The sequence below is a fragment of the Hydrogenophaga sp. GW456-12-10-14-TSB4 genome, from assembly GCF_059424305.1.
This window is the reverse complement of sequence record NZ_JBWKZH010000011.1, coordinates 21,428-43,365: the sequence shown is the minus strand read 5'-3', so window position 1 is coordinate 43,365 and position 21,938 is coordinate 21,428. Positions and strand designations below refer to the sequence as shown.

Annotated in this window: 27 protein-coding genes; 8 read left to right on the top strand and 19 right to left on the bottom strand. The window is 66.2% G+C overall.

Annotation, left to right across the window (positions count from 1 at the left end):
• Window positions 1-6: 6 nt before the first annotated feature.
• Complete coding sequence (locus tag AC07ZS_RS08155; protein WP_494798092.1) at window positions 7-894, top strand: YihY/virulence factor BrkB family protein; 888 nt, start codon at window positions 7-9, stop codon at window positions 892-894.
• Window positions 895-919: 25 nt separating this feature from the next.
• Here the strand turns inward: AC07ZS_RS08155 and hemH are convergent, their stop codons facing one another.
• Window positions 920-2,011 carry a ferrochelatase gene (hemH, locus tag AC07ZS_RS08150; protein ID WP_494798091.1) on the bottom strand — a complete coding sequence of 364 codons (1,092 nt, stop codon included), beginning with the start codon at window positions 2,009-2,011 and terminating at the stop codon, window positions 920-922.
• A 19-nt stretch (window positions 2,012-2,030) separates the two neighbouring features.
• On the opposite strand from hemH, the gene AC07ZS_RS08145 reads away from it, so the two are divergent.
• Entirely contained in the window at window positions 2,031-2,747 is a 717-nt protein-coding gene (locus tag AC07ZS_RS08145; protein WP_494798090.1) for an HAD family hydrolase, read from the top strand.
• A gap of 2 nt (window positions 2,748-2,749) precedes the next feature.
• Window positions 2,750-3,400 carry a glutathione S-transferase family protein gene (locus AC07ZS_RS08140; protein ID WP_494798089.1) on the top strand — a complete coding sequence of 217 codons (651 nt, stop codon included), beginning with the start codon at window positions 2,750-2,752 and terminating at the stop codon, window positions 3,398-3,400.
• 10 nt (window positions 3,401-3,410) lie between these two features.
• On the opposite strand, the gene AC07ZS_RS08135 is transcribed toward AC07ZS_RS08140, so the two are convergent.
• The 3 genes from AC07ZS_RS08135 to hpnD form a co-directional block, all read right to left on the bottom strand.
• On the bottom strand, window positions 3,411-3,872 hold the full coding sequence (locus tag AC07ZS_RS08135) for an SH3 domain-containing protein (protein WP_494798088.1): 462 nt from the start codon (window positions 3,870-3,872) through the stop codon (window positions 3,411-3,413).
• 88 nt (window positions 3,873-3,960) lie between these two features.
• On the bottom strand, window positions 3,961-5,322 hold the full coding sequence (gene hpnE / locus AC07ZS_RS08130) for a hydroxysqualene dehydroxylase HpnE (RefSeq protein ID WP_494798087.1): 1,362 nt from the start codon (window positions 5,320-5,322) through the stop codon (window positions 3,961-3,963).
• A 2-nt stretch (window positions 5,323-5,324) separates the two neighbouring features.
• Window positions 5,325-6,191: a presqualene diphosphate synthase HpnD gene (gene hpnD, locus AC07ZS_RS08125; RefSeq protein ID WP_494798086.1), complete on the bottom strand. Its 867-nt coding sequence runs from the start codon at window positions 6,189-6,191 to the stop codon at window positions 5,325-5,327.
• A gap of 96 nt (window positions 6,192-6,287) precedes the next feature.
• Between hpnD and AC07ZS_RS08120 the strand changes: the two genes are divergently transcribed.
• Entirely contained in the window at window positions 6,288-6,599 is a 312-nt protein-coding gene (locus tag AC07ZS_RS08120; RefSeq protein ID WP_494798085.1) for a high-potential iron-sulfur protein, read from the top strand.
• An 18-nt stretch (window positions 6,600-6,617) separates the two neighbouring features.
• Here AC07ZS_RS08120 and AC07ZS_RS08115 read toward each other — a convergent pair whose 3' ends face one another.
• From AC07ZS_RS08115 to AC07ZS_RS08100, 4 genes are all read right to left on the bottom strand, one after another.
• Window positions 6,618-7,274: a DsbA family protein gene (locus AC07ZS_RS08115; protein WP_494798084.1), complete on the bottom strand. Its 657-nt coding sequence runs from the start codon at window positions 7,272-7,274 to the stop codon at window positions 6,618-6,620.
• Entirely contained in the window at window positions 7,271-7,687 is a 417-nt protein-coding gene (locus tag AC07ZS_RS08110; RefSeq protein WP_494798083.1) for a disulfide bond formation protein B, read from the bottom strand. The genes AC07ZS_RS08115 and AC07ZS_RS08110 overlap by 4 nt, the downstream gene beginning before the upstream one ends.
• 132 nt (window positions 7,688-7,819) lie before the next feature.
• Window positions 7,820-8,137 carry a hypothetical protein gene (locus AC07ZS_RS08105; RefSeq protein ID WP_494798082.1) on the bottom strand — a complete coding sequence of 106 codons (318 nt, stop codon included), beginning with the start codon at window positions 8,135-8,137 and terminating at the stop codon, window positions 7,820-7,822.
• Window positions 8,137-8,490 carry a DUF3703 domain-containing protein gene (locus AC07ZS_RS08100; RefSeq protein WP_494798081.1) on the bottom strand — a complete coding sequence of 118 codons (354 nt, stop codon included), beginning with the start codon at window positions 8,488-8,490 and terminating at the stop codon, window positions 8,137-8,139. The genes AC07ZS_RS08105 and AC07ZS_RS08100 overlap by 1 nt, the downstream gene beginning before the upstream one ends.
• A 75-nt stretch (window positions 8,491-8,565) precedes the next feature.
• Here AC07ZS_RS08100 and cadR point away from each other — a divergent pair, with 75 nt between their 5' ends.
• The 3 genes from cadR (at window position 8,566) to AC07ZS_RS08085 (ending at window position 10,215) form a co-directional block, all read left to right on the top strand.
• Window positions 8,566-8,997 carry a Cd(II)/Pb(II)-responsive transcriptional regulator gene (gene cadR, locus AC07ZS_RS08095; protein ID WP_494798080.1) on the top strand — a complete coding sequence of 144 codons (432 nt, stop codon included), beginning with the start codon at window positions 8,566-8,568 and terminating at the stop codon, window positions 8,995-8,997.
• A 16-nt stretch (window positions 8,998-9,013) separates the two neighbouring features.
• A complete protein-coding gene (locus tag AC07ZS_RS08090; protein ID WP_494798079.1) occupies window positions 9,014-9,346 on the top strand; it encodes a YnfA family protein in 333 nt (110 codons plus the stop codon).
• A gap of 134 nt (window positions 9,347-9,480) precedes the next feature.
• Window positions 9,481-10,215, top strand: a complete 735-nt coding sequence (locus tag AC07ZS_RS08085; protein WP_494798078.1) for a Crp/Fnr family transcriptional regulator — start codon at window positions 9,481-9,483, stop codon at window positions 10,213-10,215.
• On the opposite strand, the gene AC07ZS_RS08080 is transcribed toward AC07ZS_RS08085, so the two are convergent.
• Window positions 10,199-10,918, bottom strand: coding sequence for a hypothetical protein (locus AC07ZS_RS08080; protein ID WP_494798077.1), 720 nt, complete (start codon window positions 10,916-10,918; stop codon window positions 10,199-10,201). The genes AC07ZS_RS08085 and AC07ZS_RS08080 overlap by 17 nt on opposite strands.
• A 64-nt stretch (window positions 10,919-10,982) precedes the next feature.
• Window positions 10,983-11,222, bottom strand: a complete 240-nt coding sequence (locus AC07ZS_RS08075) for a hypothetical protein (protein WP_494798076.1) — start codon at window positions 11,220-11,222, stop codon at window positions 10,983-10,985.
• Window positions 11,223-11,390: 168 nt separating this feature from the next.
• Between AC07ZS_RS08075 and AC07ZS_RS08070 the strand changes: the two genes are divergently transcribed.
• Window positions 11,391-11,603 (top strand): hypothetical protein, encoded by a 213-nt coding sequence (locus tag AC07ZS_RS08070; RefSeq protein ID WP_494798075.1) that lies wholly within the window; start codon window positions 11,391-11,393, stop codon window positions 11,601-11,603.
• A gap of 58 nt (window positions 11,604-11,661) precedes the next feature.
• Here AC07ZS_RS08070 and AC07ZS_RS08065 read toward each other — a convergent pair whose 3' ends face one another.
• The 9 genes from AC07ZS_RS08065 to AC07ZS_RS08025 all read right to left on the bottom strand — a co-directional run bounded on the left by AC07ZS_RS08065 (window position 11,662) and on the right by AC07ZS_RS08025 (window position 21,839).
• Complete coding sequence (locus AC07ZS_RS08065; protein ID WP_494798074.1) at window positions 11,662-12,750, bottom strand: sulfate/molybdate ABC transporter ATP-binding protein; 1,089 nt, start codon at window positions 12,748-12,750, stop codon at window positions 11,662-11,664.
• On the bottom strand, window positions 12,747-13,664 hold the full coding sequence (cysW, locus tag AC07ZS_RS08060; RefSeq protein WP_494798073.1) for a sulfate ABC transporter permease subunit CysW: 918 nt from the start codon (window positions 13,662-13,664) through the stop codon (window positions 12,747-12,749). The genes AC07ZS_RS08065 and cysW overlap by 4 nt, the downstream gene beginning before the upstream one ends.
• Window positions 13,661-14,566: a sulfate ABC transporter permease subunit CysT gene (gene cysT / locus AC07ZS_RS08055; RefSeq protein WP_494798072.1), complete on the bottom strand. Its 906-nt coding sequence runs from the start codon at window positions 14,564-14,566 to the stop codon at window positions 13,661-13,663. Before cysT ends, cysW begins: the two co-directional genes overlap by 4 nt.
• On the bottom strand, window positions 14,567-15,565 hold the full coding sequence (locus AC07ZS_RS08050) for a sulfate ABC transporter substrate-binding protein (RefSeq protein WP_494798071.1): 999 nt from the start codon (window positions 15,563-15,565) through the stop codon (window positions 14,567-14,569).
• A gap of 122 nt (window positions 15,566-15,687) precedes the next feature.
• Entirely contained in the window at window positions 15,688-18,201 is a 2,514-nt protein-coding gene (locus tag AC07ZS_RS08045) for an ATP-binding response regulator (protein ID WP_494798070.1), read from the bottom strand.
• A gap of 20 nt (window positions 18,202-18,221) precedes the next feature.
• Window positions 18,222-19,262 carry a 3-oxoacyl-[acyl-carrier-protein] synthase III C-terminal domain-containing protein gene (locus AC07ZS_RS08040; RefSeq protein ID WP_494798069.1) on the bottom strand — a complete coding sequence of 347 codons (1,041 nt, stop codon included), beginning with the start codon at window positions 19,260-19,262 and terminating at the stop codon, window positions 18,222-18,224.
• 23 nt (window positions 19,263-19,285) lie between these two features.
• Complete coding sequence (locus AC07ZS_RS08035; protein ID WP_494798068.1) at window positions 19,286-20,326, bottom strand: 3-oxoacyl-[acyl-carrier-protein] synthase III C-terminal domain-containing protein; 1,041 nt, start codon at window positions 20,324-20,326, stop codon at window positions 19,286-19,288.
• Between the two features lie 296 nt (window positions 20,327-20,622).
• A complete protein-coding gene (locus AC07ZS_RS08030) occupies window positions 20,623-21,183 on the bottom strand; it encodes an RBBP9/YdeN family alpha/beta hydrolase (RefSeq protein ID WP_494798067.1) in 561 nt (186 codons plus the stop codon).
• Window positions 21,184-21,194: 11 nt separating this feature from the next.
• Entirely contained in the window at window positions 21,195-21,839 is a 645-nt protein-coding gene (locus AC07ZS_RS08025) for a peroxiredoxin (protein ID WP_494798066.1), read from the bottom strand.
• Window positions 21,840-21,938 lie beyond the last annotated feature (99 nt).

Here is a 21,938-nt window from a genome sequence, read left to right as displayed (position 1 = left end):
TCGCCGATGAGCCGAGCTCGCCATGCCTGGCATCGCGTTCAGCACCTCGCGCTGAATGCCCCTGGCTTGCGCGTCATCCTGCTCGCCATCCGCAACTACATCCTGCACCAGAGCGCCAACCAGGCCGGCAGCCTGGCGTTCTCGTCGGTGCTGGCCATGTTCCCCCTGTTGATCCTCCTGTCGGCTTCGGCGGGTTACCTGGGCAAACCCGGCGATGCGGCGGCGCTGGTCGGCCGTGTGGTGGGTTACACGCCGCAGGTGGTGCGCGACGTGATGCAGCCGGTCATCGAACAGGTGCTGGCCCAGCGCAACCAGGCCTTGCTGGCCGTGGGCGTGGTCGTGACGCTGTGGACCGCGTCATCGGGCATGCAGGCGATCCGCTCGGCGCTGAACCGCGCCTATGGCATCGAACGCGGCTTGCCGTTCTGGAAGGCGCGCATCAAGGTCACGCTGTTCACGGTGGTCGTGGGCTCCGGGGTGCTGCTGGCCTTCAGCTCGGTGGTGGTGATGCCGTATGTGTGGCTGCTGCTGGCCGAGAACGTGGGCGTGGGGCAGGAGACCCTGTGGGCGCGCAACAGCGTGCGCTACGGCTCGGCGTTTCTGGTGCTGGTGATGTTGTATGCCCTGATGTACGGCTGGCTGCCGGACATTCGCCAGCGGCTCTACACCGTGATTCCCGGCGCGGTGGTGGGCGCTGCGCTCTGGGTAGGAGCGGCCGCCAGCCTGTCGTACACCTTGCGCACCGCCGGCAAGCTGGCTTTGCTCTATGGCAGCTTCGCGGGTGTGGTGGCCACGCTGGTGTTTCTGTACATCAGCGCCACCACGCTGATCTTCGGCGCCGAGATCAACGGGGTGCTGCGCAGCACGGAAGAAAGGGCAGGCGATACCGCCTGAAGCGGCCCCGAGATGGGGCGGCGGCTCAGCCCTTCGCGCCCAGCGCCAAGGCCCGTTCCCGGCTGGCCTGCAGCTCCATCGGGTTGTCGGCCGCCTTCGTGGGCCAGCCCTGCAGGTGCCGTTCGGCCAGATCGGCCAGCGCGCGAATCCACTCGGGTGAGTCGTTCACGCAGGGGATGTACTGGAACTGCTGACCGCCCGCGTGCAGGAACGCCTCGCGCGCTTCCATGTTGATTTCTTCCAGCGTTTCCAGGCAGTCGCTGGTGAAGCCGGGGCAGACCACGTCCACGTTCTTCAATCCCTTCTTCGCCATCGCCACCAGCGTGGGCTCGGTGTAGGGCTCCAGCCATTTGGCCTTGCCGAAGCGGGACTGGAAGGTGAGGGTGTAGCGCTCGGGCGCCAGGCCCAGTTGCTCGGCCAGCAGGCGCGCGGTCTTGCGGCATTCGCAGTGGTAGGGGTCGCCCAGGTGCAGGGTGCGCTCGGGCACGCCGTGGAAACTCATCACCAGGTGGTCGCCCTGGCCGTGCGCCGTCCAATGCGCGCGGATCGTCCGGGCCAGCGCCTTGATGTAGCCGGGGTCGTCGTGGTAGCGGTTCACGAAGCGCAGCTCGGGCAGACTGCGCACGGGCTGGCTCCAGGCCGTCACGGCGTCGATCACGCTGGCGGTGGTGGTGCCGCTGTACTGCGGGTAGGCCGGCAGCACCAGCACGCGGGTGACGCCCTGGGCCTTGAGTTCATCGAGCACGGACGCGATGGACGGACTGCCGTAGCGCATGGCGTACCGCACCGTCACCTGGTGGCCGCGCTCGCCCAGGTAGCCGCGCAGCAGCGTGGCCTGTTTTTCGGTCCACACCTTCAGCGGCGAGCCCTCGGGCAGCCAGACGCTGGCGTACTTGGCGGCCGACTTCTTCGGGCGGGTGCGCAGGATGATGCCGTGCAGGATGGGCCACCAGACCAGCCTGGGGATTTCCACCACGCGGGGGTCGCCAAGGAACTCGGCGAGGTAGCGGCGCAGGGCGGGGGCACTGGGTTCATCGGGCGTGCCGAGATTGCAATAGACGATGGCCGTGCGCGCCGGCTGGCCATGGGGGATCGTCGGTTCGGGGCGGAAGGGCATGCGCTATTCTCCCGCAGACATGAATACCCCCCTTCCCACGGCGCTGGACGTCAGCCGCATCCGCGCCATCACCATCGATCTGGACGACACGCTGTGGCCGATCTGGCCCATCATCGAGCGCGCCGAGGCCGTGCTGGCCGCCTGGCTGCGGGAGCACGCCCCCGCCACCGCCGCGCAGTGGGGCGACCCCAAAGCCCTGCGCGAGGTGCGCAACCAGATGCACACCCTGCGGCCCGATCTCGCGCACGATCTGAGCGCCCTGCGCCGCGAGGCGATCCGCCTGGTGCTGACGCGCGCGGGCGACGACCCGGCGCTGGCCGAGCCGGCGTTCGACATCTTCTTTGCCGAGCGCCAGCGCGTGGAGCTGTTCGAGGACGCCTTGCCGGCGCTGGAGTTTCTGGCGAAGCGCTACCCGGTGGTGGCCTTGTCCAACGGCAATGCCAACGTGCACACGGTGGGCCTGGGCCAGCACTTCCATGCCGCCTTCAGTGCGCATGAGTTCGGCGTGGGCAAGCCCGATGCGCGCATCTTCCATGCGGCGGCCGACAGCGCGGGCGTGGGCGCCGCCGAGGTGCTGCACATCGGCGATGACGCGCAACTGGACGTGGTGGGCGCGCTGGGTGCGGGCATGCAGGTGGCCTGGCTCAACCGCGCCGGCCACGCATGGGAACACGCACCGCTGCAGCCCCATGTCACGGTGGCCGACCTGATGGCCCTGTGCCGCCAGCTGGGCTGAGCATGGGTCTCACGATCTACGGCATTCCCGCCTCCCGCGCCGTGCGACCGCTGTGGGCCGCCACCGAACTGGGCCTGGACTTCCGGCACGTCGAGCAGGCCTACCAGGACCGCGGCACGCGCACGCCCGAGTTCCTCGCGATCAACCCCAATGGCCGCGTGCCCGCGGTGGTGGATGCGCGGCCCGAAGGCGATGTGGTGGTGTGGGAGAGCATGGCCTGCGCGCTGTACATCGCGCGGCACCACGGCAAGGCCGACGGCGCGAGCATCACACCCGCGACGCCGCGCGAAGACGCCGAGGCGCTGCGCTGGAGCTTCTGGGCCGTGACCGAAACCGAGGCCGACGCGCTCACGGTGCTCATGCATCGGCTGGTGATGCCGCTGGAGCGGCGCAAGCCCGAGCTGGCCGACGCGGCCGAGCGCCGCCTGGCGGTGCCGCTGCGCGTGATCGAACAGCACCTGCAGCGCCAGCAGGCTGCCGGCCAGGATCATCTGGCCGCTGCGCGCTTCACCGTGGCCGACCTGTGCGTGGCCAGCGTGCTGAACTGGTCGCGCCCGTCGAAGGTGCTGATGGACGCCCACCCGCTCACGCACGCCTGGATACGGCGCAGCATGGCGCGCCCGGCCTACCTCGCGGTGCGCGAGCACGGCTGAGCGCCGGGGCTCAGAAGCCCCAGAGCAGCTGTTTGGCGATCCAGCCGCCCGCGCCTTCCTCACGCTCCACACGCACCCAGTCGGCGCGCTTCTCGCGCGTGCGCAGCAGCTCGCCGTATTCCGCCTTGCCCACGATGCGGTGTTGTGCACCCGGGCCGCTGCGGATGTTGGCGACCTTGGCCTTGACGACGTGGTGCGGTGTGCTGCCCGTGAGCGAGCGCGCCACCCAGCCGGTGTCGCCCTCGAAATCGCGCACCTTGATCCAGCTGCCCTTGCGCTCGGTGATCTGCAGCGGGTAGCCCCGTTTGAGTTCCCACAGCACGGCAGCGCCGGTGCTCGGGCCTTCGCGCATGTTGAGCGTGCTGCCCTGGACGCTGACCATGCTTTGGGCCTGCGCCACGCTGGTGCTGAGCGCGAGCAGGCACAGGCCGGCGGCGGCGATGAGTTGTCGGGCGGGGTGGGGGGCGTGCATCCGCGAGGTCTCCTTCTGGCTGAGCGGTGAAAAAAGTGTCACACGGTGTGAACACCCTGCGGCCCAGAGGTTCCGCAGACGGGACCGATCAGCGGGATTCGGTGGCGAGCCGGGCCGCCGCGAGGCCGCTGCGCACCGCGCCTTCGAGCGTGGCGGGGTAGGGCCCTTCGATGTAGTCGCCGGCGGCCCAAAGTCCCGGTGCGATGGTCTGTGCCGGCCGCAACAGGCCGGGCGTGCAGGCGAAGGTGGCGCGTTTTTCCACCACGGTCTGCACGGCTTGCAGCAGGGGCAGGCCGAGTTGACGCCGGCCTTGTTCGAGCACCTGGGCCTGCAGGTCGTCGCGGTCCTCGCCGCTGGTGCTCACCACGAAGGCCAGCACGCCTTGCAGGGCCGGGTCGGCGGGGTTGAGCAGGCCTCGGTCGAACACGAACTGCGCGGGTGCGGTCTGGGCGTCGGGCTCGGCGCGCAGGGCCAGCATGGGCGAGGCCAGGCGCGCGCCCGGCGCCCAGGCGTAGACGGTGGTGATGGCCGTGAAGGGCAGGGCGCGGGCGCAGCGCGCCCAGGCTTTCAGCACCGGCTCGGTGGTTTCGTCGCAGGCGTCGGCGGCCTGGCGGATGGCTTTTTCGGCGGGGCTCGCGGCGGTGGCCCAGATCACGCGGTCAAAAGCGTCCTCGCCGCCCTCGTGGCCCAGCATCCACTGAGCGGCCAGCGGGCGCAGCGTGCTGACCCGGGTGCCGATGCGCAACTGGGTCGAGCCACCGTGGCGCAGCAGCCATTCGGCCGCCGCGTCGGGAAACAGGCGCGAAAGGTCGGTGCGCGGCAACAGCAGGCTGGAGGCGCTGAAACCCGCGAAGCCCTTGCCGAACAGCGCATCGCGCAGCACCCGCAGGAACACGGCCGCGCTCGCGTCCACCGTGGGGGTGTTGAGCGCGGACACGCACAGGGGTTCGATCAGTTCCTCCACCACGCGCGCTGGCAGGCGCGCGCAGAGCTCGGCCACGGTGAGCTGGGGGTCGCATTGGAAGCCGCGGCGCTGCCAGCCCAGCGAGGCACCGACGAGTGCGAGCCGCTCGCGCCAGCGCCAGCTGCGGGTGGTGGCGATGGCCGCGAGCGCGTCCAGCGGCGCGGGCCAGTGCGCGGCCCAGGCCGGCGTCTGCAATCCCGAACCGTCGGTGTGGGGCAGGGCCAGGGGCAAGGTCAGCAGGGCTTCGGAAAGGTCCAGGCCCACACGCTGCATCAGCGCCAGCGTGTCGCTGTAAGCGCCGATGAGGATGTGTTGCCCGTTGTCCAGCACGAGCGGTGTGCCGTCGGGCAACGGCACGGCCAGGGCGCGCGCGCGGCCGCCCAGCGTGCGGGCCGACTCGAACACGGTGACGTTGGCGCCGCGCTGTGCCGCTTCTACCGCCGCCGCCATGCCGGCCCAGCCAGCGCCCACGATGGCGAGCTTCACGCTCAAAGCCTGCCTAAGGCCTGGACTTTCCAGGCCAGCCAGAATTTGCGCAGGGGCGTCAGGCTCACGCGCTGGGTCAGCACCAGCAGCGGGTCGGCCGCGATTTCCTTGAGCAGGGTGCGGTAGATGTTGGCCATCATCAGGCCGGGCTTTTGCGCGCGGCGGTCGGCCTCGGGCAGCAGGGCCAGGGCGTCGTCGTAGGTCTGCAGGGCGCGCGTGCACTGGAACTGCATCAGCGCGTTGAAGCGGCGCTGGAAGTCGGCCGCGTCGGTGCCGGGCGCGGCGCCGCGCTGCAGCAGTTCGTGGGCCCGCACGTTGAAACTCTGCAGCTCGTTCACGGGCAGGTAGATGCGGCCCCGCGTGGCGTCCTCACCCACGTCGCGAATGATGTTGGTGAGCTGGAAGGCCAGGCCCAGGCGGTGGGCGTATTCGGTGGTGGCGATCTGCGTCTGGCCGAAGATGCGCGCGGCGACTTCCCCCACCACGCCGGCCACCAGGTGGCAGTAGCGTTGCAGGTTGGCGAAGTCGAGGTAGCGGTTCTGCTCCAGGTCCATCTGGCAGCCGTCGATCACGGCCAGCAGGTGGCGGGTCTCGATCTCGTAGGTCTTGGCCAGTGGCATGAGCGCCTTCATCACCGGGTGGCTGGGTTCGCCGGCATAGGCCTGCGCCACCTCACGGCGCCACCAGGCCAGCTTGGTCTGGGCCACGCCGGGGTCGCTGACCTCGTCCACCACGTCGTCCACCTCCCGGCAGAAGGCGTAAAAGGCCGTGATGGCGGCGCGGCGCTCGGCCGGCAGAAACAGGAAGGCGTAGTAGAAGCTGCTGCCCGAGGCGGCGGCTTTTTGCTGGACGTAGTCTTGAGGGCTCATGCGTGGTGCGATCCGGGTGCCAAGTGTACGCACCCGGGCACACCGCCTGCGGGTAGGATGGGCAGGCGATCCGGCGAGTCCCCCACGAGGTGCCCCATGAACGATTCCAATCGTCGCGTCTTCCTGCTGCAAGCGGTCGCCGCCGGCGCGGCCGGCTGGGCCGCTTCGGCAACGGCCCAGCCCGCCATGGTGAGCGACAAGGACCCCACCGCCGTGGCCCTGGGCTACACGCCCGACACCCAGAAGGTGGACGCCCGCAAGTTTCCCAAACACACCCCGGCACAGAGCTGCCGCAATTGCCAGCTGTTCACCGGCAAGCCCGGCGACGGGGTGGGGGGCTGCACCATCTTCACGGGCAAGATGGTGGTGGCCAACGGTTGGTGCAGCGCCCACGTGCCCAAGGGCTGACGCGGGCACGGCCCGGGCTCATTTGCGGGCCTTGGCCACTTCCTCGGCCACCAGGGCGTTGAGCTGTTCGCGCCCGAAGCTGGGCAGGCCCCGGCCGTTGACGAAGAAGGTGGGCGTCTTGGTCACTTCCAGCGCGGTGAGGTCTTCGATGTCCTGCCGCAGTGCGGCCGCCAGCTCGGGGCGCTGGGCGTCCTCGATGGCCTGGTTGATGTCGAGCCCGGCCTGCTCGGCGGCCTGGAACGCCACGCGCAGATTGGGTTGGGCGTGGTCGGCCCATTGCGGTTGCGCGTCCAGCACGGCGTCGAGCACGGCCGCGTACTTGTTCTGCCGCTTGGCCGCTTCCAGCAGCAGGACGATCTGGTCCGAGCCTTGGTGGAAGGGCGCGTAGCGGATCACCACGCGCACGTCGGCGGGGTACTGCGCCAGCAGGCCCTTCACCACGGGGTGGAAGGCGCGGCAGGTCTCGCAGGCCGGGTCGAAGAACTCGACGATGGTCACGGGTGCGCCCTGGGGGCCGAACACCGGGGAATGCATGCGCACCAGGCGGGCCTGCTGCTGTGTGACCTTGTCCATTTGCGAGTTCTGCACGCGCTGCTGGTACAGGTAGGCGCCCAGGCCGAACGCGGCCAGCACGACGGCGACGAGCGCGATCACGGTGATTTTCTTGGAGGTCATCGAGGAGTCTTTCGGAGGAAAAGGGTGAGCAGAAGGCCGATGGCCATGAAAGCGATCAGGGACAGCCAGGGAATCTGGATGCCGTTGAGGATGTCGAGGCGCTGGTCGGCACACGAGACGCCGGCGCTGCAGGGCAGCCAGGCCTTGGGGATGAAGCCGGCGATCAGCAGCGTGTGGTAGCCCGCCATGGCGGCGCCGCCCAGGGCGAGCGGCAGCGCGTAGACCGCGCCGCGCCGGTCTTCGGCGAAACAGGCCATGCCCAGGATCAGGGCCAGGGGGAACATGAAGATGCGCTGGTACCAGCAGAGCTGGCAGGGCGTCATCAACATGACCTCGCCGATGAACAGCGCGCCGGCGGTCGCGGCGAGCGCAAGCAGCCAGGCTGTGAAGAGAAGGGGCCAGGGGGTTTTCATGGGTGGCTTTCTGGCGTGGCGACGAGGGAAAGCGCGGGCGGCCTGACGGCCGCTCGCTTCTGCGGGAGGAAGGGGCGCAAGGGAAGCAGCGCCCTCAGAGGCGCTACAGGCGGCTGAAGCCGATGCCCGGGGTCAGCCCCGGGGGGGCCACTGAGGCCGGTCGGGCCGGTCGCCGGGCCGTGACGCGGGCAGAACCGTCGCTTCTGTCAGCGGGAAGGCCGCTGCGATCACGAGGTGGCTGGGCGACTCGTGGAAAAGGGCCAAGGGGCAGCCGTTGTGGCAGGTGCCGCAATCGGCGTGTGCCGTGGCCGCGTCCAGCCCCGGCGCGCTGGTGGCGCAATGGGGGTGAGGGCAGTGCACCGCCTCCTGGGGCGCCGGCGTGATCGCTGCAGCCCAGGAGAACTGCAACGGCAACAGCACCAACAGGAAGACGGCGAGCCACGAACGCATCAAGGGATTGTAGAAGTGGCCTGGGCAATGGCTTCGGCGATGTCCGCGCGCACCGGTTGGGGCCTGAACGCGCTCACGTTGGCGCGGCCCGGGTTCCCGATCGGCAAGCGCCCAGTCAGGTGGCCCAGGGGCACCAGCAGCAGGCGAAAAGCCTGGCCCGCCATTTCGCCGGCGTCCCGGTCGCGCCAGGCCTGAGCAAGCATCAGCCAGTGGGTTTCGAGGTGAGGCCCGAAACGGGTCTGACCGACCACGTGCGCCGCTTCCAGCATCAACCAGCGGTCGTGGTGCGCCTGGGGCGGAAGGGTCATGAGGCGGGCCAGGAGGCGGGCATAGAGCGTGGCGTCAAATTCCATGGTGTGTCGGGGTTTCTGGTTGGGTGCTGTATTGAAAACCTTAAAGCGGCTACAGTGTCAACAAGGAGAAAAGCCATGCAGATCAAGGAACTGGCCCGGGCCACGGGCGTGGACGTGGAAACCATCCGTTTCTACGAAAAGGAAGGGCTATTGCCCGAACCCGCGCGGCTGGACAACGGCTACCGCAACTACGACCAGCCGCACCTGGAGCGGCTGTCGTTCATCCGCCATTGCCGCGCCCTGGACATGCCGCTGGCCGACGTGAAGCGACTGCTCGGCTTCGTGGACGATCCTGGTGGACAGTGCCTGCATGTGGACGAGCTCGTCGACGAACAACTCAGCCGCGTGCGCGCCCGCCTCAAGAGCATGCGGGCGCTGGAGAAACAATTGCTGCAACTTCGTTCGCGCTGCGACGGTGCGCACGAGGGGGGTGAGCCCTGCGGCATCCTGACGGAGCTGGTGTCGGCCGCCCATGGGGAGGCCTGTGCCTGCCACCCCGGCCACTGACGACCGGATCCATCCCATGGACGCCCTGCGCATCACCTTCCTCTTCGCCGTCACCGCGCTCGCCGAGATCGTGGGTTGCTACCTCACCTGGCTGGTCTTCAAGCAGGGCAAAGGCGTTCTGCTGCTGTTGCCGGCGGCGCTGGCGCTGGGCCTGTTTGCCTGGCTGCTCACCCTGCATCCCGCTGCCGCCGGCCGCACCTACGCGGCGTACGGCGGCATGTACATCGCCGTCGCATTGGTCTGGCTGCGGCTGGTGGACGGCGTGTCGCTCACCCGCTGGGACGTGGCGGGAGCGGTAATTGCCCTGATCGGGATGGCGGTGATCGCACTGCAGCCTCAGGGCGCCTGATACCTCTCGTTCTCCTACGGCGAAAAGGGCACTTCGTCCGACACCGCGTGCATGCGATCCCCAGCCTAATCTGGGCTGTGCCCCTCTTCCGGGAGGGGCCTGCGAATCGTATGACCTGCTGAAAGGGAACTGCCATGACCACCAATCCGTCTCCGCTGCCCAGCAACCACTTGCTGGCCCTGCTGTCGGGCGCCGAATGGGAGCTGCTGGAACCCGACCTCGAGTGGGAAGACCTGAGCGCCGGTGCCGTGTTGCACCGGGCCGGTGCCGACGTCCGGCACGTGTATTTCCCCGTCACCGCCACCGTGTCGCTGGTGTCCTCGCTGGAGGATGGCGCGTCGTCCGAAGTGGCGGTGGTGGGCAACGAGGGCATGGTCGGCGTGTGCGCCTTCATGGGCGACACCAGCGCTTTGTGCGATGCCATCGTGCAGCGGCCCGGCCACGCCGGCCGCATGGGGGTGCAAGCCCTGCTGCACCACACCCGGCGCTCGCCCGAACTGCTGCCGCACCTGCTGGCCTACACGCACGCGCTCTTCACGCACATGGCGCAATCGTCGGCGTGCAACCGCCACCACGCGCTTGACCAGCAGCTCTGCCGCTGGCTGCTCCAGCACCTGGACCGTCAGAACGACAGCGACATGCAGGCCACGCAGGAGCGCATTGCGAGCCTGCTGGGCGTGCGGCGCGAAGGCGTCACCAGCGGCGCGCTCAAGCTGCAGAAAGCCGGGTTGATCGAGTACCACCGAGGCCATATCTCCATCCTGGACCGTGACGGGCTCGAAGCCCGCAGCTGCGAGTGTTACGGTGTGGTGCGGCGCGCGTACGACAAACTCGCGTGCGCACACACCCCGGTCACACGGCGCCTGTAGAGCGCTTCGCTGTCAGTTCAAACACCTCGCTCAGGGTTTTGTGCTCGGGCAGGACATACACCACGGCCTCCATCGCCGAAAAGATCGGCTGAAGGCGCGCTTCGTAGAAGGCGGCGGGGACGTTGATGCAGCCGTACGAGATCCGGTTGTCCTCGATGGTCGCCGAGGCGAGCCGCTCGGCGCGCCGTTCCTTGGGTTGCAGTGTGGGCCGCACGCGGTGCATCGACACCGCCGCGCCGTAATCGACCCAGACCACATCTTCACCGGTCAGGTTGTGGCCCAGGTGGCCGACGAAACGGCCCGCTGGCGTGGTGCGTTCATGGGGTTTCACCTGCTCCACCGGCCGGTCGCCGATGCCGGGCACGGACTCATCACCGGGTGCCGAGCCGAGCAACACCGGGGTGCTGTCCAGCAAGCTGGCATCGGCATTGAACACATGCAGCCTGGCGGCGGCCTTGTCCACCAGCACGAAGGGCTTGCCCACGTTGTCGCCGGTGCGGGCGATCCATTGCACGAGTTCGCGGGTGTCGGCGGAGGTTTCGATGCCACCGAAGTCCGGTGTGAGCGGCATCGCCGCGGCGGTACTGGCCTGCGCGACTTGACGCGGCACCAGTGAAACCGGCGGCATGAGCAAGATGAGCAACGCCGCGCCGATCAGCGCACCGTTGCGGATGTCCTGCGCGAGGGACGGTGGAATGCGCATGGTCTTGTTCTTGAAGAGGCAGGGGGGCCCCGGGGCCTCATCGGGCCCATGGGGGCGTCCAGGGTCAGTTGCGGTCGGCCTGGGCGTCGGTGGTCATCGGCACCGTGCTGCGCTGCGTCGTGTCCTGGCTGGGCGTGGCGGGCATGGTCGTGGCGGGTGCAGGCGTGGTGGGCTGCGCCTGGGTGGCCGGGTCCTGCGTCATGGGCGCGGGGGTGCTCGGCGTGGTGGTCTGGGCGTACACCAGCCCGGCGCCGACGACGGTCAGCGCTGCCACGGTGGTGGTGAGAAGTTTGCTCGTGTTCATGGTCAAGGTCCTTTGCAAAGCTGCACGGGGGCAGGAAGGGAAGACAACAGCCGGAAGAAGCGGCTGGGTCCAGACTAAGCCCCGCGTGTGCGAAGTTCTGTACGTCAACGCACAGACCCATCACCGCCTGTCCTTGATCCTGAAGACTTCCATTCAGAGGAGCGCGCCATGGCACAAACCGCACACATCGTTGGCAAGGTCGAATACCGGGAAGGCGATGGCCCCAACATCGTCATCCGCCCCGGGCCCGTGAAGGTGGAGACAGGCTTGAACGACGCCACCCTCAGCTGGGTGGACGAGGACGTGCGCGGCTCTGCGGCCATGCCGCTGACCGACTTCAAGCGCTACGTGACGGAGGGCAAGATCAAGCTCGCCGCATGAAAAACGCCGCCTGCATCGGGCACTGATACCCGATGTAAGCGGCGTAAGTCTTGTGGATTCAGGCGGCTTGCGGCTGCAGGAACACACGGGCCTTCTTGGGCGAGACCACCAGCGTGTCGCCTTCGTTGAAACCCAGTTCGCGAAAACGCTCCGACGACATGCGCGCCTCGATCAGCGGGTCATACCCACCCGGGGCCTGCGCGTCCACCGGCAGCAGTTCGAGTCGGGCGATCGGGCCCACCACCACCGCGCGCTCCAGCTTGGCCACGATGCCGGGCAGGCCGGCCGCGTAGCGCTGCACATCCAGGTCGTGCGGGCGCACATAGGCGAAGGCCTTGGCGTCCTGCGCGCCGGCGTGCTCGGGCGAATCGATCGACACGCCCTGCAGGTGCAGCTGGCCTTCGTTCGCGCGGCCATGGAACAGATTCACGTCGCCCAGGAAGCCGTACACGAACGGGCTCGCCGGGTGTTCCCACACCTCCTGCGGCGCGCCGATCTGTTCGATCTGGCCCTGGTTCATCAGCACCACGCGATCCGCCACCTCCAGGGCCTCTTCCTGGTCGTGGGTGACGAACACGCTGGTCACGTGCAGCTCGTCGTGCAGGCGGCGCAGCCAGCGGCGCAGTTCCTTGCGCACCTTGGCATCGAGCGCGCCGAAGGGCTCGTCGAGCAGCAGCACCTTGGGCTCCACCGCGAGTGCTCGCGCCAGGGCGATGCGCTGGCGTTGCCCGCCCGAGAGCTGCGAGGGGTAGCGGTCGGCCAGCCAGTCCAGCTGCACGAGCTTGAGCAGGTCGAGCACCTTGGTCTTGATCTGCGCGTCGCTCGGGCGCTGGCCGCGCGGCTTCACGCGCAGGCCGAAGGCCACGTTCTCGAACACCGTCATGTGGCGGAACAGCGCGTAGTGCTGGAACACGAAGCCCACGTTGCGCTCGCGCACGTGAACGTCGGTGGTGTCCTCGCCGCTGAACAGGATGCTGCCGGTGTCCGGCGTCTCCAGCCCCGCGATGATGCGCAGCAGCGTGGTCTTGCCGCAGCCCGAGGGGCCGAGCAGGGCCAGCAGCTCGCCCGAGTGAATGTCGAGGTTGACGTTCTTCAGCGCCTGGAAGGTGCCGAAGTTCTTGTTGATGTCGCGGATCTCAATGCTCATGGTGTCTGTCCCAGCAGGGTTGGGTTGGCCGGCGTGGGCCGTTCGGGGGGCAGCTCGGCCAGCGCCTTCAATTCGCGCTCCATCTGCCATTCGGCGACCGACTTGATCACCAGCGTGACCAGGGCCAGCAAGGCCAGCAGCGAGGCCACGGCAAAGGCGGCGACGGACTGGTACTCGTTGTAGAGGATCTCCACATGCAGCGGCATGGTGTTGGTCTGGCCGCGGATATGGCCCGACACCACCGACACCGCACCGAACTCGCCCATGGCGCGTGCGTTGCAGAGAATCACGCCGTAGATCAGGCCCCACTTGATGTTGGGCAAGGTCACGTGCCAGAAGGTCTGCCAGCCCGAAGCGCCGAGCACGATCGCGGCCTGCTCCTCGTCATTGCCTTGCGCCTGCATCAGCGGGATGAGTTCCCGCGCGATGAAGGGGAAGGTGACGAAGATCGTGGCCAGGATGATGCCGGGCACGGCGAACACGATCTTGATGTCATGTTCTGACAGCCAGGGGCCCAGCCAGCCTTGCGCACCGAACACCAGCACGTAGATCAGGCCCGCCACCACCGGCGACACCGAGAACGGCAGGTCGATCAGCGTGGTGAGGAAAGACTTGCCCCGGAACTCGTACTTGGCCACGGCCCAGGCCGCCGCCACCCCGAACACCAGGTTCAGCGGCACGGCGATCGCGGCCGTCAGCAGCGTCAGGCGGATGGCCGACCAGGCGTCCGGGTCCTTCAGCGCTTCCCAGTAGGCGTCGAAGCCCTTGCGCAGCGCTTCGGTGAACACGGCCGCCAGCGGCAGCACCAGGAACAGCGCCATGAACAGCAGCGCGACGCCGATCAGCGTGTAGCGCACCCAAGCCGCTTCGGTGGTGCCCTTGCGCGCGGTGCGCGGAGAAGTGGCGGTGCTCATTGCAGGTTCCCCCCCGAGCGCTTGCGTTGCCAGGTCTGCAGGCCGTTGATGAGCAACAGCAGCACGAACGAGAACAGCAGCATGACCAGCGCCACGGCGGTCGCACCGGCGTAGTCGTACTGTTCCAGCTTGCTGATGATGATCAGCGGCGTGATCTCCGACACCATGGGCATGTTGCCGGCGATGAAGATCACCGAACCGTACTCACCCACCGCGCGGGCGAACGCCATGGCGAACCCGGTGAGCAGGGCGGGCGCGATGCTCGGGAAGATCACGCGGCTGAAGGTCTGCCAGCGCGTGGCGCCCAGGCACGTGGCGGCCTCTTCGAGTTCCTTTTCGGAATCCTCGAGCACCGGCTGCACCGTGCGCACCACGAAAGGCAGGCCGATGAAGATCAGCGCGATCACCACACCATTCGGGTTGAAGGCCAGCTGAAGGCCCAGCGGCTCCGTGTACTGGCCGATCCAGCCGTTGCCGGCCAGGATCGCGGTCAGCGAGATGCCCGCCACGGCGGTGGGCAGCGCAAAGGGCAGGTCCACCAGCGCGTCCACGATCTTCTTGCCGGGGAAGCTGTAGCGCACCAGCACCCAGGCCACCAGCAGGCCGAAGACCGCGTTCACCGTGGCCGCGATCAGCGAGGCGCCGAAGGTCAGCTTGTACGAGGCCAGCACGCGAGGCGCGGTGACCGCTTCCCAGAACTGCGGCCAGGTCAGCGAAAACGTCTTGAAGAACAGCGCCGACAGCGGAATCAGGACGATCAGGCTCAGGTAGAAAACCGTGAAGCCCAGCGTGATGTTGAAGCCCGGCAGCACCCGGCGCTTGCTGCGCCGGGGCGTGGGGGACCCGCGCTGAGCGGCGGCGGCAGCGCCGCCGGCCAGCACGGCAGAAGGAGCGGAGGCCATTTACTTGCCGACCGTGTACAGCTTGTCGAACTGACCGCCGTCGTTGAAGTGCACCTTCTGCGCTTCCGCCAGCGAACCGAAATAGTCGCTCACGTTGAACAGCTTGATGGGCTTGAACGCGGTGGCGTACTTCTTCAGCACGGCCTCGTTGCGCGGGCGGATGTTGTGCTTGGCGGCGATCTCCTGGCCTTCGGGGCTGTAGAGGAAATCGAGGTAGGCCTTGGCCTCGGCCGCCGTGCCCTTCTTGTTCACCGTGCGCTCGACGATCGCCACCGGGTTTTCCGCCACGATGGACGCGCTCGGGTGGATCGCATCGACCTTGCCGGCGCCGAACTCGGCGTCCACCGACACCACTTCGGACTCAAAGGTGATCAGCACGTCGCCGATGTTGCGTTGCAGGAAGACACCCGTGGCGTCACGACCGCCGCGAGCGAGCACCGGCACGTTCTTGTAGAGCTTGCCCACGAACTCGGCGGCATCGGCGTCGCTGCCGCCCTTGCTGCGCACATAGCCCCAGGCGGCCAGGTAAGCCAGGCGGCCGTTGCCACCGGTCTTGGGGTTCACCACCACCACTTGCACGCCGGGCTTGATCAGATCGTCCCAGTCCTTGATGCCCTTGGGGTTGCCGTTGCGCACCAGGAACAGCATGGTCGAGGTGGTGGGAGCGGCCCCGTTGGGGAATTTCTGGCGCCAGTCCTTGGCGACCACACCCTTGTCGGCCAGGAAGTCCACGTCCGTCGTCGTGTTGAACGTCACCACGTCGGCCTCCAGGCCGTCGGCCACGGCACGCGCCTGGGCGCTGGAGCCGGCGTGCGACTGGTCCACCTTGATGTCCTTGCCGGTCGACTTCTTGTAGCTCGCGGCGAACGCCACGTTGATGTCCTTGTAGAACTCGCGCGCCACGTCGTAAGAGACGTTCAGCAGCGTGGTCTGGGCGCCCGCCAGGGCAGAGGTGGACAGGGCGACGGCCGCAAGCGCCGCGCGCAGGGTGTTTTTCATGGGAAAGCTCCAAGCAGGAAACAGGATGTGTCAGATTCTGGGCGCCGGCCCAGAGAATCCAAACGACTTTGTTCTTGTTTCTTTATTCCTGGATGGAATAAAAGGCGTTCCCGCTGGGCGTTTCAGCGCTTGAGCTTCAGGTGGGCTTTGAGCTGGCGCTCGGTCTCGGCCAGCCGCTGACGCAACTGCGGCAGCCAGTTGCTGTCGGTCGGCCAGTGACCGGATTCGAGCATGAAAACGTACTGGGCCCGCATTTCCCCGTGGGCCGCTTCGGCGCCCAGCTGCCCGGTCAGGCCCATCAAGCCATGCAGCAGGGCCTTGGCCTGCGACATGTCCAGGGCTTTCACATAGGTGGCCAGTTCCTCCACCTTCGCGTGCGCTTCGTTCAACCCTTGCAAGAGGTCATCTGCGACCAGACCCATGCGGTGCAGCCCCTCCAGCTTGGCGACATCCAGGATCACCGGGGTGCCAGCCGGTGCGGGCGGCGCCACGGCCTCCAGTTGGGCGGCATCGGCCCCGCCGCCGTCCAGCTGCTGACTCAGTGCCCGGGTCAGCTCGGCTTCCTTCACCGGTTTGGAGAGAAACCCGTTGATGCCGGCCTCACGAGCCTCCGAGAGCATGGCCTCATCGCAATGCGCGCTCAGCGCGATCACGGGCAGCGCGCTCTGGGGGAGGGGGCGCGCGCGCAGGGTGCGCGCGATCTCGAACCCATCCAGGCCGGGCATGTGGATGTTCGTGAGCACGGCGTCGATCTTCACCGAGGCATCGTTCAGCAGCGTCAGCGCGACCTGCCCGTTCGGGGCTTCCAGCACCTTGAAGCCCGCGGCCAGCAAGGCTGTGCGCACGTACTTCCGGCAGAAGTCGTCGTCCTCGATCAGCAGGATGCTCGTGCCCGACGGCCTCGCGTGGGCCTTCATGCTCTTCGCGCGTTGTTCAGACGATTCATGCGCGCGGCACAGTGCGTCGAACACCTCCAGCGGGTTGCTGCCCTTAGAGACGAACTCGTTCACCCCGATGCGCTCCAGCCTCACCCTGGCCGCGTGGGGGGACTCGGAGGAATGCGCCACGATGGCCAGATGCTCCAGCCCTGGGACGGCGCCGTTGCGCAGTTTCTCCGCCGTGGCATAGCCGTCCAGGCCGGGCATGGACAGGTCCAGCAGCATCGCGTCGTACGGCTGGGCGGCCAGCTTCGCCAGGGCCTCGTTGCCGTCCTCGGCCTCATCGGTCACGACGTTCAGGGCGGACAGCATCTTTTGGGTCATGTTCCGGAAGTGCCTGGAATCGTCGACCACCAGAATCCGCTTGCCGGTGAAGATCTCGATCGCCCGGCGCTTCACGTTCTCGTCGCGCGCGGTGAGCTCCTGGGGAGCCACGCGCGGAAAGCTCATCACGAAACGGGTGTAAGAGCCCAGCACCGATTCGCAGGTGATGTCGCCACCAAAGGCCCGCATGGTTCGTTTGCAAAAGGACAGGCCCAGCCCGGTGCCGCCCGGTTTGCCCACGCTGTGAAAAGCCTCGAACACGCGCGCGAACACCTCGGGCTTCATGCCGGGCCCCGTGTCGTCCACCGTCACGGTTTGATGGTTCACCCGGATGACGATACCGGCCTTCGGGTATTGGTCGAAATAGTAGATGGCGTTCTTCAGCAGGTTGAACAGGGTGAAGATGAAGCGGGTCTCGTCGCCCTTGAAGGTGAAATCGGTGTTGGTCAGGACGCTGATCCGCTCTCGGTCACTGGCTTTGGGGTACGAGAACTCCGCCAGCGCCTTGTTCACCGTCGTGGAGGCCGACAGATAGGCATGCCCCGACGGGTCGATCGGCTTGCCGTAGATCTCGCCCATGGTCATTTCGATGACCTGCGTGCCCCGCAGAATCGCTTCCTTGCACTTGGCGATCTCGGTGTAGATGGCTTCCAGATCGCCGACGTGGATGACCTGGCTTTGTACGCCAACGACATGGTCGGGCAAGAGCGTGCCCACCTTGTCCAGCCTCAGGGTGAGCTGGCCCATGGGGCTTTTCATTTCCTGGGCGATCGAGCCCATGAGGGCTTTCATCGTTTCGATTTTCTCTTGGATCAGCAGGCCCTTGAGGTGGCTGCGCGTCAAGATCATGCCGGCTGCGCTGCAGTACAGCAGGGCTGGAATATGAACCGATATCAAGATGGCGTGGTTCAATGTCCAAAAATCTGCAAGCATGAGGTAGGCCGCTAGCGTGCCCAAACTGGCACCGATCACCATGTTCACTCCGGCCAGCATGTAGTTTGGGAAAAGCCCGATGATCAAAAACACGGTCGCCACTTCGATCATTGATCGAAGGGTGGAGTAGTTGCTGGCCAGCAGTTGATACGTCGAAAAGAAGGGCAGCGCGTAGCAAAGCGTTCCAAACCAGAGCCAGGGCAATTGCTTCCTGTAACGTTCTGGCCAGCGGGGGCTGAACCAGAGCCCCAGACATGCCAACATGCCGAGCAATCTCAGCCCAAGGCTCTCGTGCTCCAAAGGCGTCACATACAGCCACAGCACGCCATACGCGCCAAAAATGAAGGTGCCAAGAGCCCCGGCGACCACCATGCTGCGCGCCGATGCCGCTGCGTTGGCATGAAGTGCTTTCGAGAATTGATCGAAAAGATCTGAAGTCATAAGTCTCCTTTTCTCCACATTTAGTAGACGAACTTTCCTGCCGCGAATGACATGCCCGCACTCCCCATCAAGAACGCGACACGATTGCCTTTCACCAACTTGCCTGCCCTCTGGGCCCACGCCATTGCAGTTGGAATCGAGGCCGAGACGACATTCCCCGCTTCGGGATAGATATGAAACGTCTTGTTCGAGAACCCGTGTTGCTTCCCGATGTCATCCCAGGCCTTCTTGGAGGATGAATGAGTGAAGACGATGTCGGCTTCGGCGAGATTGATTTGCGACTTGCGCAAGGCAATAGGCAGCTCTTGCGCTATTCGGTCATGAATTTCTCGGCCCAATGCGCTGAACCTTCCCTGCCCGAATTGAGCCACCATGTGACTGACGTCAAAGTAACCTCGATACCCTTCCGCGGGGATCATGCAGAGGTCTGCATGACCCGGGTTTGAATGGATGGCCACCGAGAGGTTGTCTGCAGCCGTCGAAAGAAGAAGCGTTGCGGTTGCTGCTTCGCCGATGGTGTAGGAGGGGTAGAGGTAGTCGAGTTCCTCTGGGTGTTGCAATGTGAAGTTTTGTGGAAAGCCCGCCGCACCTTTGACCATGTTGAACTCGGCGTTGACGATCAAGGCGTTTCTGATCGGTCTCGTCTTGAAGATGCTTTTCGTTAGCGCAACGGCCCGTGTCCAGCTCATGCAGGCATCGAGAATGTCGAAACACTCCGCTTGAAGGAGGCCCAATGCCTTGGCAAGGATGTAGGCGTTGCCCAATTTGTGAAAACCGCCGCCGACTCCAACATAGATGAACAGTTCGATATCGGTTGGTCGCAGGGCCGAGGCGTTGAGCGCAGCTTGGACGACGTGATCAACATGGTCGATGGGCCGTTCACCACTGCCCAGCCAGTGGCGCGTGAGAAGACCACTGCGTTCAAGGCGGGCCTTGATGACACGCAATACTTTGGCAAGATCTCCATCAAACTTCTTTGAGTTGAAACGGATGATGTCCACCACTTCCTCATTGGTGACTTCCCTTTCGGGAAGACTGGCCGCGACGCTTTCAATGATCACGAGTCGAGCCCTTCTCTTCTCTCTCAGAAATCAAAGCGGCCAGCAGCAGCGGACATGCCTGCGCTTCCCATGAGAAACAGCACCCGATCGCCGGCTTTCAGGCGCCCATCCTCCTTGGCACGTGCGAGTGCGGCAGGGATGGAGGCCGAGACGATGTTGCCGCTGCGCGGGTAGAGGTGGTAGATCTTGTCCGCGAGCCCATGTCGCGCCGTGGCTGCGTGCCATTCGGTGGCTGACGACGTGTGAGTGAACACGATGTCCACGTCTTTTCTCGACAGCTTTGCGTCCTTGAGCAGGTGGGTGAGTTCCTGCGCGAGGTGCCGATGGAGTTCGCTTCCCCTCGCCGCAAGGCGATCCTCGCCGAGTGCCTCGAAGCTCCCCGCAGAACCCAGAAATTCCTTGAAGCCCGTGCTGGAGACCGTGCAGACATCCGCCAGATCCGGCCTGGAGCGAAAGGCGATGCGGAAGTTGTCGGCTTGGTCTGGACGCAGCAGCGTTGCTGTGGCGGCTTCTCCGACGGTGTAGGAGGGCAGGGCGAGATCCAGCTGCGCGGCGCTCTGAAGTGGGAAGTGGGCGGTGGAGGGAGAGCCGCCGGCCGTCACGTTGAACTCGGCATTCACCACCAGCGCGTTGCGGTAGTGGTCGGTCTTGAAGAGGCCGTCCACCAGAGAGATCGCGCGCGTCCAGCTCATGCCGGCGTCGATGACGTCGAAGCACTCGGCCCGCAGGATGCCCAGCGATTTCGCCACCATGTAGCTGTTGCCCGGCTCGCGAAAGCCTCGACCCACCCCCACGTAGATGAACAGATCGATGTCGGCGCATTGCAGGGCGCTGCCCTTCAGCACCGAGGAGACGGCCTTCTCCAGGTGTTCGATCGGCCGCTCTCCCTCGGCTTGCCACTGGCGGGTCACCAATCCGCTGTGGTCCAGAAATGTCTTGACGGTCTCCAGAGCCTGGGAAAGGTCGCCATCGAAGTGCTTCGAGTGGAGCCGGATCAGATCCACGACCTCTTCATTGCTCACTTTTCGGGTAGGAAAGCTGGCGGCGACGTTTTCAATGATCATGAGTGACTGGGCGCGCTTCGCCGGTTGTGGTGGTGAAGAACCAAGGTTTCCGGTGAATCGCGGTTAGCGCTTCAACAGAAATTTGGATCGGCGCAGTCTTGGGGAGGTGGGCGCGCTTTGCCCGCGTCTTTCACAAGGCGCTGGATTGAAAGATCGGATTGCCGCTTCTTTGGAATGAAGCGAAAAAAAGTACTGGAGATGCACTGGGCCCGGTCAATGCACTGCCCTGGTGCAAGACGGGCCTGGGTGTGTAACGCTGTGCAGCCCCTCTGGGCAGCGTGCTCCGTGAACGGATGTCAGGCGGTTTCTGGCTGCTGGGTACGAGCCGACACGTCCGCCCCCAGCGACTGCAGCAACGCCAGTCCCAGCGGCCAGTGGCCATGCCCGGAATCCACGTTGATGTGCCCCGCATCGTTGAGCCGCACGAACTCGCTGCCCCAGGCCCGGGCGTAGGCGCCGGCCGTGCGCACTGGGCAGTAGGGGTCGTTGGCGCTGGCCACCAGGATGCTGCGGTACGGCAGGCGCTGGTAGGGCACGGGCGCGAAGTCGGCCAGCACGCCCCGGCGCTCGGGGTCGGCCGGGGCCACGAGCAGCGCGCCCTGGATGCGCTGCGTGATCTCGGGTGGCAGGTGGGTGGTGGTGATGCAGCCCAGGCTGTGCGCAACCACCACCACCGGGCCGGGTGCGCGTTCAATCGTTTCGCTCAGCCGCGCCACCCAGGCCTTGCGCACCGGCGCCACCCAGTCGTCCTGCTCCACCCGCAGCACCGAGGGCAGGCTGTCGGACCACAGCGTTTGCCAGTGGCCCGGGCCGGAGTTGCGCCAGCCCGGAATGATGATGACGGTGGGTGAGGACATGCGGCGAACCCTCAGCGGTTGGGCTGCGGGGTGAGGCGCAGGTAGGGCCGCACGGCCTTGAAGCCTTTGGGGAAGCGCTGTGCGATTTCGGCCGGGTCTTGCAGGCTGGGCACGATCACCACGTCGTCGCCGTCTTTCCAGTTGGCGGGCGTGGCCACCTTGTGGCTGTCGGTGAGCTGCAGCGAGTCGATGACGCGCAGGATCTCGTCGAAATTGCGGCCGGTGCTGGCGGGGTAGGTCAGCGTGGTGCGGATCACCTTCTTCGGGTCGATGATGAACACGCTGCGCACCGTGGCGGTGGCCGAGGCGTTGGGGTGGATCATGTCGTACAGCGTGGCGACCTTCTTGTCCGCATCGGCGAGGATGGGGAAGTTCACCGTGGTGTTCTGGGTCTCGTTGATGTCGAGCACCCATTTGCCGTGCGAGTCCAGCGGGTCGACACTGACCGCGATGGGCTTGACTTTGCGCTTGGCGAATTCACCCGAGAGCGCGGCCGTCTTGCCCAGCTCGGTGGTGCATACGGGGGTGAAGTCAGCGGGGTGCGAGAACAGCACCACCCAGCTGTCGCCGGCCCAGTCGTGGAAATGGATGGGGCCTGCGGTGGAGTCTTGCGTGAAGTCCGGCGCGGTGTCGCCCAGTCGAAGGGTGTTGCTCATGAAGGGCTCCTTTATTAAATGCGAAACTGCATTCTCTAGAGGCCATCCAAATAACCAAACGACTATGAAGTAGTTTGTTTATGGCTTCGTGGCATATGG

Coding starts and splice junctions, on each gene's coding strand:
- AC07ZS_RS08155 (WP_494798092.1), top strand. CDS start 7: ATGAGCCGAGCTCGCCATGCCTGGCATCGCGTTCAGCACCTCGCGCTG.
- hemH (WP_494798091.1), bottom strand. CDS start 2,011: ATGCCCTTCCGCCCCGAACCGACGATCCCCCATGGCCAGCCGGCGCGC.
- AC07ZS_RS08145 (WP_494798090.1), top strand. CDS start 2,031: ATGAATACCCCCCTTCCCACGGCGCTGGACGTCAGCCGCATCCGCGCC.
- AC07ZS_RS08140 (WP_494798089.1), top strand. CDS start 2,750: ATGGGTCTCACGATCTACGGCATTCCCGCCTCCCGCGCCGTGCGACCG.
- AC07ZS_RS08135 (WP_494798088.1), bottom strand. CDS start 3,872: ATGCACGCCCCCCACCCCGCCCGACAACTCATCGCCGCCGCCGGCCTG.
- hpnD (WP_494798086.1), bottom strand. CDS start 6,191: ATGAGCCCTCAAGACTACGTCCAGCAAAAAGCCGCCGCCTCGGGCAGC.
- AC07ZS_RS08120 (WP_494798085.1), top strand. CDS start 6,288: ATGAACGATTCCAATCGTCGCGTCTTCCTGCTGCAAGCGGTCGCCGCC.
- AC07ZS_RS08115 (WP_494798084.1), bottom strand. CDS start 7,274: ATGACCTCCAAGAAAATCACCGTGATCGCGCTCGTCGCCGTCGTGCTG.
- AC07ZS_RS08110 (WP_494798083.1), bottom strand. CDS start 7,687: ATGAAAACCCCCTGGCCCCTTCTCTTCACAGCCTGGCTGCTTGCGCTC.
- AC07ZS_RS08105 (WP_494798082.1), bottom strand. CDS start 8,137: ATGCGTTCGTGGCTCGCCGTCTTCCTGTTGGTGCTGTTGCCGTTGCAG.
- AC07ZS_RS08100 (WP_494798081.1), bottom strand. CDS start 8,490: ATGGAATTTGACGCCACGCTCTATGCCCGCCTCCTGGCCCGCCTCATG.
- cadR (WP_494798080.1), top strand. CDS start 8,566: ATGCAGATCAAGGAACTGGCCCGGGCCACGGGCGTGGACGTGGAAACC.
- AC07ZS_RS08090 (WP_494798079.1), top strand. CDS start 9,014: ATGGACGCCCTGCGCATCACCTTCCTCTTCGCCGTCACCGCGCTCGCC.
- AC07ZS_RS08085 (WP_494798078.1), top strand. CDS start 9,481: ATGACCACCAATCCGTCTCCGCTGCCCAGCAACCACTTGCTGGCCCTG.
- AC07ZS_RS08080 (WP_494798077.1), bottom strand. CDS start 10,918: ATGCGCATTCCACCGTCCCTCGCGCAGGACATCCGCAACGGTGCGCTG.
- AC07ZS_RS08075 (WP_494798076.1), bottom strand. CDS start 11,222: ATGAACACGAGCAAACTTCTCACCACCACCGTGGCAGCGCTGACCGTC.
- AC07ZS_RS08070 (WP_494798075.1), top strand. CDS start 11,391: ATGGCACAAACCGCACACATCGTTGGCAAGGTCGAATACCGGGAAGGC.
- AC07ZS_RS08065 (WP_494798074.1), bottom strand. CDS start 12,750: ATGAGCATTGAGATCCGCGACATCAACAAGAACTTCGGCACCTTCCAG.
- cysW (WP_494798073.1), bottom strand. CDS start 13,664: ATGAGCACCGCCACTTCTCCGCGCACCGCGCGCAAGGGCACCACCGAA.
- cysT (WP_494798072.1), bottom strand. CDS start 14,566: ATGGCCTCCGCTCCTTCTGCCGTGCTGGCCGGCGGCGCTGCCGCCGCC.
- AC07ZS_RS08050 (WP_494798071.1), bottom strand. CDS start 15,565: ATGAAAAACACCCTGCGCGCGGCGCTTGCGGCCGTCGCCCTGTCCACC.
- AC07ZS_RS08045 (WP_494798070.1), bottom strand. CDS start 18,201: ATGACTTCAGATCTTTTCGATCAATTCTCGAAAGCACTTCATGCCAAC.
- AC07ZS_RS08035 (WP_494798068.1), bottom strand. CDS start 20,326: ATGATCATTGAAAACGTCGCCGCCAGCTTTCCTACCCGAAAAGTGAGC.
- AC07ZS_RS08030 (WP_494798067.1), bottom strand. CDS start 21,183: ATGTCCTCACCCACCGTCATCATCATTCCGGGCTGGCGCAACTCCGGC.
- AC07ZS_RS08025 (WP_494798066.1), bottom strand. CDS start 21,839: ATGAGCAACACCCTTCGACTGGGCGACACCGCGCCGGACTTCACGCAA.